The organism is Pseudonocardia sp. ICBG601, from assembly GCF_020496245.1.
In genome coordinates this window covers 19,596-32,125 of sequence record NZ_JAHLJA010000187.1, presented here as the reverse complement: position 1 = coordinate 32,125, position 12,530 = coordinate 19,596, and the positions used below count along the sequence as shown (strand labels likewise).

11 protein-coding genes are annotated in these 12,530 nt (G+C 67.6%); 4 read left to right on the top strand and 7 right to left on the bottom strand.

What is annotated here, in order from left to right:
* Together KPL57_RS59350 and KPL57_RS59345 are read left to right on the top strand one after the other, a co-directional pair.
* The coding region (locus KPL57_RS59350) for a transposase (protein ID WP_226358799.1) at positions 1-1,050 on the top strand (1,050 nt) is incomplete at its 5' end.
* 246 nt (positions 1,051-1,296) lie between these two features.
* A complete protein-coding gene (locus KPL57_RS59345) occupies positions 1,297-1,881 on the top strand; it encodes a recombinase family protein (RefSeq protein WP_226351775.1) in 585 nt (194 codons plus the stop codon).
* A gap of 214 nt (positions 1,882-2,095) precedes the next feature.
* Here KPL57_RS59345 and KPL57_RS59340 read toward each other — a convergent pair whose 3' ends face one another.
* From KPL57_RS59340 to KPL57_RS59315, 6 genes are all read right to left on the bottom strand, one after another.
* Positions 2,096-3,292, bottom strand: coding sequence for a DUF3631 domain-containing protein (locus KPL57_RS59340; RefSeq protein WP_226358798.1), 1,197 nt, complete (start codon positions 3,290-3,292; stop codon positions 2,096-2,098).
* On the bottom strand, positions 3,289-3,690 hold the full coding sequence (locus tag KPL57_RS59335; protein ID WP_226358778.1) for a hypothetical protein: 402 nt from the start codon (positions 3,688-3,690) through the stop codon (positions 3,289-3,291). The genes KPL57_RS59340 and KPL57_RS59335 overlap by 4 nt, the downstream gene beginning before the upstream one ends.
* Positions 3,687-3,956: a hypothetical protein gene (locus KPL57_RS59330; protein WP_226358777.1), complete on the bottom strand. Its 270-nt coding sequence runs from the start codon at positions 3,954-3,956 to the stop codon at positions 3,687-3,689. Before KPL57_RS59330 ends, KPL57_RS59335 begins: the two co-directional genes overlap by 4 nt.
* Before the next feature lie 349 nt (positions 3,957-4,305).
* Positions 4,306-6,618, bottom strand: a complete 2,313-nt coding sequence (locus KPL57_RS59325) for a phage holin family protein (RefSeq protein WP_226358797.1) — start codon at positions 6,616-6,618, stop codon at positions 4,306-4,308.
* On the bottom strand, positions 6,615-7,862 hold the full coding sequence (locus KPL57_RS59320; RefSeq protein ID WP_226358796.1) for a hypothetical protein: 1,248 nt from the start codon (positions 7,860-7,862) through the stop codon (positions 6,615-6,617). The genes KPL57_RS59325 and KPL57_RS59320 overlap by 4 nt, the downstream gene beginning before the upstream one ends.
* Positions 7,859-8,158 carry a hypothetical protein gene (locus tag KPL57_RS59315; RefSeq protein WP_226358774.1) on the bottom strand — a complete coding sequence of 100 codons (300 nt, stop codon included), beginning with the start codon at positions 8,156-8,158 and terminating at the stop codon, positions 7,859-7,861. Before KPL57_RS59315 ends, KPL57_RS59320 begins: the two co-directional genes overlap by 4 nt.
* 1,773 nt (positions 8,159-9,931) lie before the next feature.
* Here KPL57_RS59315 and KPL57_RS59310 point away from each other — a divergent pair.
* Both KPL57_RS59310 and KPL57_RS59305 read left to right on the top strand, forming a co-directional pair.
* The gene (locus KPL57_RS59310) at positions 9,932-10,420 is read left to right on the top strand and encodes a hypothetical protein (protein WP_226358795.1); all 489 of its coding nucleotides are present in this window, start codon (positions 9,932-9,934) and stop codon (positions 10,418-10,420) included.
* A gap of 1,026 nt (positions 10,421-11,446) precedes the next feature.
* Entirely contained in the window at positions 11,447-11,878 is a 432-nt protein-coding gene (locus KPL57_RS59305) for a hypothetical protein (RefSeq protein WP_226358794.1), read from the top strand.
* Here KPL57_RS59305 and KPL57_RS59300 read toward each other — a convergent pair.
* Positions 11,875-12,225, bottom strand: coding sequence for a phospholipase A2 (locus KPL57_RS59300; RefSeq protein ID WP_226358793.1), 351 nt, complete (start codon positions 12,223-12,225; stop codon positions 11,875-11,877). The two genes, KPL57_RS59305 and KPL57_RS59300, sit on opposite strands and share 4 nt — an antisense overlap.
* Positions 12,226-12,530: the final 305 nt, after the last annotated feature.

Here is a 12,530-nt window from a genome sequence, read left to right as displayed (position 1 = left end):
CCGAGGACGAGATTTCGCTACGCCCGGCGCCGCTACCTGAGCACCGAGGCGCGCGCGGCAGATCGCGATCGAGATCGCCAACGCCACCTTCGCCGCCCGCCAGCAGACACTGTGGGGCGACGGATCCACGGGGCCAGCGACTCGACTCACTTCGGCGCGTTCGACCAGAACATCTTCACCGAGTGGCACTCCCGCTACGGCGGCCGAGGGGTGCTGATCTACTGGCACGTCGAGCGCGGCTCCGTGGTGATCCACTCGCAGCGGCTGAACTGCTCGGCCTCCGAGGTGCACGCGATGGTCGACGGCGCGATCCGGCATGGCACCGACATGCAGGTCGAGGCCAATTACGTGGACACGCATGGTCAGTCCGAGATCGGGTTCGGCATCACGAAGCTGCTCGGGTTCGACCTGCTGCCGAGGATCAAGCGGATCAACAAGGTCAAGCTGTACCGCCCGGCTGCTGGCGAGCCAGACGCCTGGCCGGGTCTGGCACCGGCGATGACCCGCCCGGTCCGGTGGGACCGCATCGCTGAGCAGTACGACCAGATGCTCAAGTACGCCACCGCGATCCGCGTGGGCACCGCCTCGACCGAGGCGATCCTGCGGCGATTCATGAAGGCCAACGCAGCGCACCCGACCTACCAGGCGATGATCGAGCTGGGCCGGGCGCAAAAGACCATCTTCTTGGCCCGTTACCTGCACAGCCGGGCACTCCAGCGAGAGATCCACGAGGGCCTGAACGTGGTCGAGTCGTGGAATCGGGCCAACGCGGTCATCTTCTACGGCAAGGGCGGGGACCTGGCCACCAACCGGCGCGACGAGCAGGAGATGAGCGTGCTGTGCCTGCGGATCTTGCAGGCCGCCCTGGTGTACGTGAACACCCTGATGATCCAGGACCTGCTCGCTGGCTCCGAGTGGGACGACGCGCTCACCGCTGAGGATCGGCGCGCGCTGACGCCGCTGTTCTGGGCGCACGTGCTGCCCTACGGCGAGGTGCGGCTGAACATGGACGCCCGTCTTCGCCTGGCCGCCGCCGCCTCCAGCGGCTGACTGGCCGGTCTCGAAACCAAGGTTCCGCGACAGCGTGCAGGCGAGTTCGGACATCGACATCACCCCAGGTCACGCTGTCTCACAATCTAACGTCGAAACACCGCCTCGAAACACGGCCACATGGTAAACTTATGAGACAGTTGCGGGAGGAAACGAGACGATCATGACCGGCGAGTCCGCCATTACCGACCCGCGGATCGCCGCCGCCCTGGATGCCGACCGGGACCAGGCCAGGACGGTGACGTGATGGAACTGGGCTACGCCCGCGTCTCGACCACACACCAGGACCTCGAACGACAGCTCGACGCCCTGGGCCACCACGGCATACCCGACGAGCGGATCTACACCGACAAGAAGACCGGCGCCACCATCGACCGGCCCGGCTTCACCGAGCTGCGCCGCTACGCCCGCTCCGGCGACACGATCATCGCGACCAACCTCGACCGACTCGGCCGCAATCTGCGCGAATGCCTCAACGTCGTGCACGAGCTGCGCGAGCAGGGCATCGGGATCAAGACCCTGAAGGACCCGATCCCGATCGACACCACCGACGACTCGCCGATGGCCGAACTCGCCGTCGCGCTACTGGCGCTGTTCGCACACATGGAACGAGTGTTCATGCGCGAACGCGCCGCCCACGCCCGCGAGGCCACCGCAGCCACGGGCAAACTGCCCGGCCGACCCCGCAAACTCGACCCCAACCAGCTCGCCGCGGCCCAGGCCGCCCTCGACACCGGCCAGACCGCCGACCAGATCGCAGCCGCGTTCGGCGTCAGCCGCGCCACCCTCTACCGCAACCTCACCGAAAATAAACCCGCTGACCAGCAATGATCGACTCGTTTGCGGCTGGTGACAACTCCCTTACCGGCGCCCCAAGCCGGGGCAAGCCGGGACAGCCGGGACACATTGAGCGTTCCAGCAGGTCACATGCGCTTTTTCCCTGTCCCGGCTTGAGGGGGTGTCCCGGCTCAAGCCGGGACACCCCCTCAACGAACAACACGCTCACGCAAGCCGAAGGCCGCCCTTACCGCATCCTGACCAGCGGTTATGCCTCGCCTGGCCCCGCGCCTCCTTGTTCAGCACTGTCGGTGACCAGATCAGGGGTGTAGCGCCGCCACGCGTCGCCGAACACGTCACGCTGGTAGCACCTGACCTTCCCGAGCCCAGGGAGCCGCATTTGCGTGGACTGGATGTCGTACTCGGCGAGGAGCTTCCCGAGGCGCATGGCGGTGAGTCCTTCGCCGCGTGGCCCGTAGTCCGCCCACGGCGCCTCCGGATCAGCCCGGAGCTGCTGGAGCAGCCGCATCGTCGGCAACGCCTGCTCGTCCCCGAACGCCGCATGGCAGTCCGCGAGGAGCCGGATGCGTTCGGACCGGTCATCCCCGGCACTGTCCTCTTGGAGGGCGAGGATGGCTTGGCGGGCGCGTTCGGGCCAGTGGCCTCCGGCGTGGTCGGCGATGGCGATGAGTGGTTCCCAGGTGTCAGCGGCCCGGTCCTCGACCGGCATCACCGGCTCAGCCGCCTCCAAGACCGATAGGTCGTTGCGGAGCCAGCTGTGCAGCCGCTCAGCGAGCTTCTGGAGGCGTGGCCGGTCGCGTCGGTGCCGGTAGGGCGCCACCTGTTCTCCGGGGGCTCTGCGGCGCATCTGGACGACGATGGCGCGGTCTTCGATGGTGTCGGGCATGCGTCCGATCCCGGCCAGCGCTGCCATGGCGAACGTCGAGATCGACTCGACGCGGTTTTTGGCGAGGTCGTAGCGCTTGGCGGGCCGGTTGCGTTGGTGTCCGGCGTTCAGGAGTCCGCGGAGGTCTTCGTGGCCGGTGGCTGCGGGTCCGAAGATCGTGTCGGCCTCATCGACGAGCATCGTGGGTGGGTCGGCGGTGATGGAGCGGTAGACCGCTGCCGGTGTGGCGTTGACGGTGATGAACGGCTGGTGGCAGGCGCCTTCGACGACGTCGAGGAGGCGGGATTTCCCGCAGCGCTTCTCCGGTGCCCGCACGACCAGGCGTGGTGCGTGGGCCCAGGCGGGTTGGGCGTGGGTGGCGGCGATCCAGAGCACGACCCCGACGACGGCGGCGTCGGAGGGGAGGGCGACGTAGCGGCGCAGCGCGGTCTCCAGGTCGTCGAGGATCACCGCCCCGTCGACGTCGCTACTGGTGCTGTTGGTCGGTGGTGGGGTGAAGGTGCCGGATTCGGAACCTTCGCCCTGACCTGCGGGAACCTGGTCGTCGTGGGTGTTCACGCGGTCCTCCTGGAGGTGGTGGCGGCGGGTGCGGTGCTCGGGTGGTGTCGCCAGAGGCGTCCGGTCACCTCGGGCTCGTGCGGGTGCTCGGTCCAGGTCTCGGTCGGGGCGTAGGCGCGGAGCTCGGCGGCCGGATGGCCGTCCGGGTAGCGGCGAGACGCGTCCTGCATGGCTGCCAGGTCGTCGGCCCAGTACCAGCGCCCACGCCAGGGCCCGTCGACGAGGACGGCGAGTTCGCGGCCGTCGGCGACCTGGACCGCCAGCCGCGACATCCGGGGCGGCCGGTGCGCGGGGGAAGGGCGGTGCTGCCGCGTCGCTTCCGGTCCTCGCCCGCTGGGGCGGGCTGTGGTCCGGGTCGACTTGCCCACGACCAGCTGTGGGGCTGCGGTGGTGCTCATGCCGCGTCCCCACGTGCCCACCGGGCCGGGTCGCCGTGGGGCGGATACCGGCGCCGCATCAACTCCGCGAGGGACGGCTGTCGGGCGAGCCCGGCAGCGGTGTAGGCGACCGAGACCTGCTTGCTGGCGTCGCGCAACGCGACCCAGCGGGCGTGGCGCAGGTCGGCGACCTCCACGCCCACGCGGGCGGCGACGAGCAGCGGTGCGGTCGGCTGGGCTCGTCCGAGGACGGCGGCCAGCACGGCCGGGTCGACGAAGCTGATCACCTCCAGCGCGTCGGCCCGATCCGGGTGGGGCAGGCGCGGGATCGGGACTGCCAGGGCTCGACACGGGAGCGGGTCAGGTGCTGCAGGTGTTGCCGGTGGTTCCGGTAGTCCAGGAGAGTGGTGACTGTGTGTGGTCATGGGGGCTCCTGTTTTCGGCATGGCGAAGGGGAGGGAGGGAGGCGCCGAAGTGCTCCCGTCCCTGCTCAACTGCGGGTTTCAGAGGTGCTGGAGGGGGTGGGTCCCTGGGGTCCCTGGGTGACTGTCAGTGCAGGTCAGGTTGGGGAGGGACCCGTCGGGGACCCGGGAGGGAGAACTCCCTGGGTCCCTCCCGGGTCCCTGAGGGGGTCCCTCAGCTCAGGTCGTCGGACCCTTCGCCCCATTCGTCACTGTCGGTGACAGGATCGGTGGGTGTGTTGCGGTCGGTGAGGGCTTCTGCGATGCGGTCGGTGGAGACCTGTTTGGTGCCGCCGGTCTTGTAGGGCTTCGCCCCGTCGGGGAGTGCGTCGGCGAGGCGTTCGAAGGTCCAGGTCCCGTAGTGGGCGCGGTCGAGTTCGGCGAGCAGCGCGAGCGCTTCCTGGGTGCGCATCCGCTTCGCGCCCGCCTCGGTGAGGACGTGGAGCAGGTCCTCCAGAAGGTCCCGGCGAGGCGGCGGTGCCGGGGCGGTCGCTGCTCCGGTGGCGAGCCCGGCCTCTTCCCGCAGCTTCACCGCCCGCTCGACGATCGGTGTCAGCTCGTCGACGCCGTTGCCGCGTTGGATGTAGAAGCAGCGCATCAGCCCGTCCCGGCTGGTGAACCCGGATGTCATGGCGGTGCCGAGGTCCCCGAGGTCCACGGTGCCGTCGCTGCCCACGGTCATGGGTTGCAGGGTGGTGGCGGTGATCCCGGCGGTGTGTTTGCCGGTGCCGAGGATCGCGTCGTTGCCCTGGTGATCGGCGATGGCGAAACACGCCCGGTTCGACAGGACTTTCGCCACCGCCCGAGGCAGGGACTCTTTCGACGGGACTGGTGTCGCGAACAGGAACGTCACCCCGTATTTGCGGGCCTTCGCGACGATCTTGGCGACCAGCTCGGCGGCTTCGGCGCCGACGTCGGAGACGAACAGTTCCTGGCACTCGTCGATGACCACGACGCGGGGCCGCATGGACGGGTCGGCGGCGGCGAGTGCCCGGGTGAGCTTGGGTTCGCCTGCTGCGGACAGTTTCCGTCCGCGTTCGGACAGCTCGGACATGAGCTGTTTGAGGCCGTTGAGGACGGTGGGGACCTCGTCGGGGTCGTCGGAGACGAACAGCGTCCGGGCGACCGGGGCGAAGGGGTCGTAGTCGGCGTTGTGGGCCATGCAGTAGATGTCGATCTCGACGAGTGGGTCGAGGATGGCTCCGGCGAGGACGTTGATGATCAGGGTGGACTTCCCGGAGCCCATCATCCCGGCGATGCCCCAGTTCGTGCCGAACAGCCGTCCGTTGACCAGGTCAGCGCGGGGGGTGACGCCGACGGGGACACCACGGAAGTAGTCGGTGGTCCCGTCGTGCAGCAGCGGCCAGGGCGCGACCGGTTTGGTGAGTGAGCCTTGGTCGGCGACCCACAGGTCCAGCATGCCGGGGTGGTCGCGGGCTTCGGTGGGCCACACCTCCACCGGCAACCTCAGGAGGTTGTGGGCCAGGACGTCTTTGCGCTTGTTGAGCATCTCGACGGTGACGCCCTCGGGCAGGAGGAACTGGCAGTGCCAGCCCTTCCCGTCGTGGACGGGTGGGAGGTTCCAGCGGGGTGTCCAGCCGTGTTTGAACTTGCTGTTCAGGGCGCTCAGGCCGAGGTTGCGCAGCGCGTTGACCACGGCGCTTTCGTCGACGATCACACCCCGCCCGGTGCTGGTCTCGTCGTCGTCGACAGTCGCGGTCCAGGTGGGTGGGGTGGTGCGGGCCCGGCCGAGTGCCCACAGCCCGAGCACCGCCCCGGCCCCGGCCAGGGTGGCGATCACGGTGGCGTAGACGGTCACGAACGTAACGGTCCAGGCGACCGCGTCGATCACCCCGGCAACAGGGGCGATGACCAGGGAAACATCCTTCGCCGCGATCGCGAGGACGGCGCCGAGGGCGAGGAGCATCCCGAGCGCGATCAGCGCGCCGACCCCCGCAGCACGCGCCCACGCCAGGGGCGCGTTGATCCAGTCCATCACCCGGCCATGACGCCGCTGCTTTTCGGCGGTGTCGCGGGCCTCCCACTCCAGGAGCCGGTCCTGGTCCCCGGCGATCTCAGCGGCCCGCATCTGCCGCTCATAGCGGGAGGTGCCGTGGGTGTCCCGCCAGCGTTGGATGAGGACTCCGGCGCCGGAGAACACGAACCACGTGTTCCTGACCAGGGCTTTCGTTGTGGTGACGGTGACGGGGTGGGTGGCGGCGGCGAGGGCGCTCCGGCCTGCGGTGTGTAGGTCGGAGCGGTAGAGGTCCCGCCGCGACACCACCACGTCGGTTCCCGGTGTCGAGGCGCTGTCTGTCTGCGGGCCGCAGGTGTGGTCGACGATCTCGCCCTCGATCACCACCGAGGGCTCGGTGTCGGAGTTGTCGGTGCGGTGGTGCAGGGTGATGACCGGCGCCAGCTCACGCGCATGGTGGTCTGGGCTGGCGCCGCCAGACTTCCCCCGCGTGTCGTGGTCGTTGTTGTTCATCGGGGGCCTCCGGCGGTCTCGTCGCGGAGTTGGCGGGCCCGCGCGGCGGAACAGCGCAGCGTCCGGCGGATGGACTCGGCCGATCCGGGGTCGACCCGGCCGTCGGCGACGGCGGCCCGGAGCTGGTCGCGAAGATCATCCAGGCTGCGGGGAGTCGACCCGGTTTCAAGATCATGGTCGGGGTCGACTCCGCCCCTCGACGATGATCTTGGTGGGGTCGACTGTCGCAGGTCAGCCCTCGACTCCCCACCCGACTCCTCGTCGCGGCGGTTGAGGACGGCGACACCGCCTCCATGATCATCGTCGAGGTCGGAGTCGAGGTAGTCGAGGTCGTAGTCGTAGTCGTTGGTGAGGCGGGAGCCGACACAGTCCGCGCCTTCGACGAGGGCGGCGAGTGCCCAGTCCCAGTCGTCGGCGCGGCCCTCGCCGCCCGGCACGGGCGGGGCGCCGTGGCGTCCCGGGGCGGTCGTCGCGGCGAGCGCCCGTCGGTGGACCTGGTAGGTCCCGGGCCGGTAGGTCAGCTGGGCGGTGCCGTCGGTGCCGATGGTTGCTGCCGCGTCGCGGACGGCGAGGCGTCGTGCTCGGTCGGTCTTCGCCTCTACCAGCGCGGTCAGGTGGGCGTCCCGGCGCTCGGCTCGGGAGCGGGGTGCCCCGGCGAGGGTGAGCTGGTGTGCGGTGACGCCTGCGATGGACACGACGGCCATGACGATCCCGGCGGTGAGGCCCTGTTCGAGGCCGTGGAGGAGGTTCATCGAGGCCGCGACCAGGGAGAACAGCACCACCCCGGCCTGCAACCCGACCACGGGCCGGTCCGGTGTCTGGTGTCGGGAGGCGACGATGGCGAGGGCGAAGGCCCACATGCCGAGTTCGGTGATCCCGGCCAGGAGCACGCCGAGCGGGCCGTAGATGGTGGTGCCGTAGGCGGCCATCGCGGGTGCGGCCAGAGCGAAGGACAGGAGCGCGATCGGGTAGATCAGCAACTCGACGACGTGGGCAGAAGACCAGGTCAGGGCGCGTGTGCGGGCTGCGGCCCGGGCGGCTGTGCGGGCTCGTCGCTGCTCGGTGCGGCGCCGCTCAGCGCTCTCGCGGTCGGCCCGGTCGCGGTCGCGGCGGGCGTCCTGCTCGGCGATCCGCCGCTGCGCCGCAGCGTCAGCGGCTTCCCGGGCGAGGCGGGCGTCCAGAGCGCGGCTCTCACGCCGCTCCGCCGCCCGTGTTGCAGCCCACGAGTGGTTCGTGGTGGTCATGCTCCGGCCCTCCCCTCAACCCGCTGACCAGCCGAAACCCGCCCAGAAGGCGACACAGCGCCGCCGGAGACGTCGCCTGCCGGGTCCTGTCCGGCCAGGGTGGTTGAGGCTGGGACGGCTCGACGGGCCTGCCAGAGCCGCAGCTCAGCGGCCGCCCACCAGCCGGTTACGAAGCCGAGCGGTGCGGCGAACCACCAGGTCAGCCACACCGCCGCGACGGTTAGGGCGGCGACGACGGCGATCTCGACCAGCCGGTCCCGGACCGCCGCCACGACACGACGAAACAGCGCGTTCATGCCACCTCACCACCCGAAATGACCCGCTGGCCAGCGGAAACGGCCACAGGCCGTCGGGTCGGAAGCATCAGCAGACGACCTGCGGACGCCCCGTCAGACGGCCCGGTCGGGGCGTCTGAGTCCTGGAGGAGGGCGCCGTAGAGGCGGTCGATGACCCGCTCGGTCAGACCGTCCGGGCACCACGAGAAGCCCTGGTCAGCGCCGGGATCAGGGTCGCTGTCGGGTGGATCGAGAAGAGAATCCCCGGACCGGGGTGGAGACACACGAATGCCAAGGGCAGCATGGCCCATAGCCGATCACCTGTGCTTTCAGGTTGTTCGGTTAGGTCGCCGCCCCGGAGTCCAATCCTGGGCGGTGACCGCAACCCCGCCGGGCTGGCGGGACCGCTCCTTCAAGCAAGACACGACACCGCACGGGCTGTCAAGCACCGACCTCGACCAATCTCGCGGGCTCCGCTCGCCGCCCCCCGGCACCCCGCATCGGTCACGGAACGTGACGACCGGCCCCGAAGGGGCGACTGGCCGCCGTTTCTACTGGTCAGTCCATGTGTAGGGCGCTCTTCTACTGGTGTGAGTGCCAGGCTCGTTGAGGGGGTGGGACGGCTTAAGCCGTCCCACCCCCTCAAGCCGTCCCACCCATAATCAGGGTTTTACCTGCAAGAACACCCCAAGTGGGACGGCTGGGACGGCTTGGGACGGCTTGGGGGTCGTTTCGGGACATCCCCCGAAATCTTACTCTACGTAACGGAGCGAGACCGAAGGGTGCCGCGCGGCGGGCCGCCCGGTTTCCGACTGCCTGGTCGCGTTTCTGGCGCTGTAGGTTGCGGCGTTCCGCAGGTGTTGCCGGACACCTACTGTCGCCTCTCCTGCTACTTGTTGTGCCGGAGGGCTGCGATTGTGAGGGCTACGAATGTAGGCCACTTTTGTGCTCGGGCCGAGTTGACGGTGGGCGCGGTATTGACGCTGCTGCTTCTGCGATTCCAGGGTGACTGTCGACGGGGGTGAGATTTTCGATGTGTGCGGCGCGTTGTTTTGGTGGATGGGGTGGCCGGCCGTTCGTTTGTTGGAGGTTAGGTGTTTGAGGTTAGGTTCAGTGCCGCGCTGTCGTGAGGGTCGGGCAGCGCCGGTCGGTGCCCGACCCCGGCGCTGAAGATCGTCTTGTGTCTCGGATTTGCTTATTAGCGGCCCGGATTTCCCCGGATTTGCATAGATCATCTCCGGGGGTTCGGGCCTGGGGACTCTCGGGTCGTCGTGCCGGGCTGATGGTGGCCCTGTGACGGACTCCGGGGGCGGGTGAGGAGACGTGCTGATCGGCTTTGATGGGGCTTTGACCTGGCTGGAAGCGCCTGAGAAGCGGTATTGACGCGCTTCTGGGGTGGGTCCGGTCGGTCATGGCGGGTGGACCTGTGGTGGTGGTGCCGGTGGGTCGGGCTGGCGCCCGACACCTCAACCACCCTGCTTCGCTGACGGCCGGTCGAGGTGTCGGGCGCCAGCCCGACCCACCGGCAAGTGGTGGCGGAACGGCCATGATCATCAGTACGTAGTTCCATGCTTTGAGAGAAGGAAGGTCAAGGTCAAGGTCAACTGACTGCGGCAGGGTGGGTGGTTTGGGCTGGTTTGGGCGTATCTGCCCGTAGTGCGTAGTGTGCTGAGCGTGTTCGTGTGATTGCTGCTGGTAGTGGTTCTTGACCAGTGGGGGGGGGCGTGTTCGCATGCGGTCATGGGAACGAAGAGGTTCGCGTGTGCGTCCCGTGTTATCGGGACCGTGTTGGCTGTGGCTGTTGCGATGGGATCGGCTACTGGGATCGCTTCGGCTGAGACTCCGGCTGCTTTCCCGGTTTCGGGAGCTAATTTTCATTCTTCGGCCACCGTTTCGGGGCAGGAGCAGGACAGGGTTGATGGTTTAACGCTGTTTCTTGAGCGCGTCAACTCAGTCCCTGATTCGGTTCTTCGTCAGGGGGATTCTGCTACGCAGGACTGGTTGAGAGCGAACTATCCTGACACTGGAGGCCATTCTCGTGCCAGTATTATTGGTTGCGTGGGGGCGATTGGTGTTGCGGTAGGTGGTGTTCTAATTCCTGCTGCGAAGATTTTGAAAATTAAGAAGTTGGTTGCGCAGCTTGGGGGCATCAAGGAGGCTGTCCAGACTTTCTGGGGCGCGAGCTTCTCGTGGGAGAAGATTCAAGCTATCGGCGGCCCGATAGCTGCTCTGGGGGCAGAGCTGCTCGGAATTACTGCGGTACGCGCTCAGTGCTTCTCTTGAGGACCGTTCGGCGTGTAGCAATGGGGGAGGGGCGTTGTGGCGCATGAGCGTTCGGCGATATATATCGGCGGCGGCGGCATTGCACTACTCTGCGGCCTTATCGGAGTAGCCTTCCTCCTTACAGGGGAGGACGTAATTCTGCCTCTCGCGTTCTTTGGCCTCGGGGTAGGTGCATGGGCGTCACTCGGGTCGCGGTTGTTCACGCGGTCCGAGGTCTCTCGTTCCGAAAGAAAGCGAGCGGCGGCGTCGACGGCGCAGAAGGCCAGAAGGATCGATCCGATCGAGCTGCGGAAGTGGCGAGAAAGAAATCCCTCCTACAGTTTGGCGGAGGCGATCGAGAAGTACTGGGAGGAAAACCCGTGAGCAGCGCTCGGCGCTGGGACGGTTCGTGGGCAAGTCGATCCGGACCGGAGCCCGCCCTGGCGGGTGAGGACCGGAAGCGGCGCGGCAGCCCGGGGCTGTTCGGTTCAGCGCAGCGACCCGGCCTGCGGGACCTCGTCTTTTGCGTTACCCACTTAGCCGGGCTAAGTGTCTAGCTTGCCTCCGCCGCAGGCGGGGCCGTGGCCGTCCTCCCGGCCGGCGCGGCTGGGAGGACGCGTCTGCGCGGAACGGGCACCCGCCCGGTGATCATCAGTGGATGCATAGGTGTGGTGGCTGTTGATCTTGGTTGGCGGTGTCGAGCGTGTCGTAGACGAACGCCGTCGGCCCGGTGGGCCGAGTCGGTGGCGTCCCGCCACTGAAGATCAACAGCCACCACACCTATGCATCCACTGATGATCACCGGCGGTGGGCTCCGGTCCGGGGCTGGTCGCGGTGCCGGGCTGCCGGTTCACGGCGCAGGCAAGCTATAGCCTTAGCTCGGCCAAGTTGGTGTCGCAAAGAAGCGGTCCCCGCTCGGGTCGTAGTCGCCGCGCTGGCGTTGGTGGCAGGTGTCGGGTGCGCTGCGGCCGTCGCCGGGGCGAGACGTGGGCGAGGATGAGGTGAACTTGGGGCTCAGAGGCCGGGGAAGAGGGGGAGCGAGGGGCCATGATGAAGCTGATTTCAGCAGGTGGGGCTCTGGGTGCGTTTGTCTTCTTCTGGTTCCTCATCGGTGACTTGTCGTCGCCGGAGGGGCGTGTGCATCCGTCGCATCTGTGGGGACCCGCTCCTGCCGTCCCTTATGGGGTTGAGCTGAGCCTGGGAATCTTCGGCGCTGTGGCCTTAGTGGTTACCCTGCAATACGTGTGGAAGTTGAAGCGCAGTGCAAGCGGCGACCAGCGATATGTTGTTTTCATCCCTATTTTTGCGGCCGTAGGGTTCTTCGCTGCCCTCTACGCGCGCTGCGTGACAGCTGCTCATGTTGATGTGAACTTCTCCATGGTCGCGGGGAAGTGGTTGTCGGCTGCAGCGATTGTTCTTCTGGTCCTTTCTGTGATTGTTTACGATGTGGTGATCAGTAAGTCAGCTCGTCGGGCTTAGCGCCCGAAGAAGGCGTTGCTTCCTTCGGAGCGGACGGCAGTGTAGGCCAGTGCGGCTTGGTTAAGGCAGTCTTCTGCCGTGGTGGCGGGGATTGCCCAGGCTTCGCAGGATCGGTTCAGCTCTACGCGGAAGCGTTCGTCAGCGTAAGAGCGGGCCGCTTCGGTGAGCGCTAGGCCGAGTCCGCCATCGGATTTTCCGTAGTTGCGGTAGGCGAAGTCATGCTGAATGCAGGCGTCTTTGAAATAGGCCGGATTGATGGGGCCGCTGCAGCCGTCGGTGCGGAGGTTGAACGGTCGCCCCGGCGAGGTCTTGTCGGCTACAACGAACGCGGCGGCAGGCAACGCCATCAACTCGTTAGCTTTGCCCAGTTCCGGGCTGGTGGGTGGCGGCGGCCCGGTCTGAGCGAGAGCAGTCCCGCCGCTGAGGATGGTCAGGACGCCGATGGTCGCAGTAAGAAGCCCGACGCCCCGCCGGGATCTCGCCGAGTGCGGCCCCGACGTTGGGCGTAGTCGAGCCACGGCAGCGGTCCGAAAGAGCATGCGCGGAGTAGATCAGCACGGGCTGGCTTTACATCGCCGCCCCGCCCGTGTGTCGCCGGAGACAGGTAGGAGACTAGGAAGTATTCTGCGAACTAGGCGCGAAGCCAAGTCAG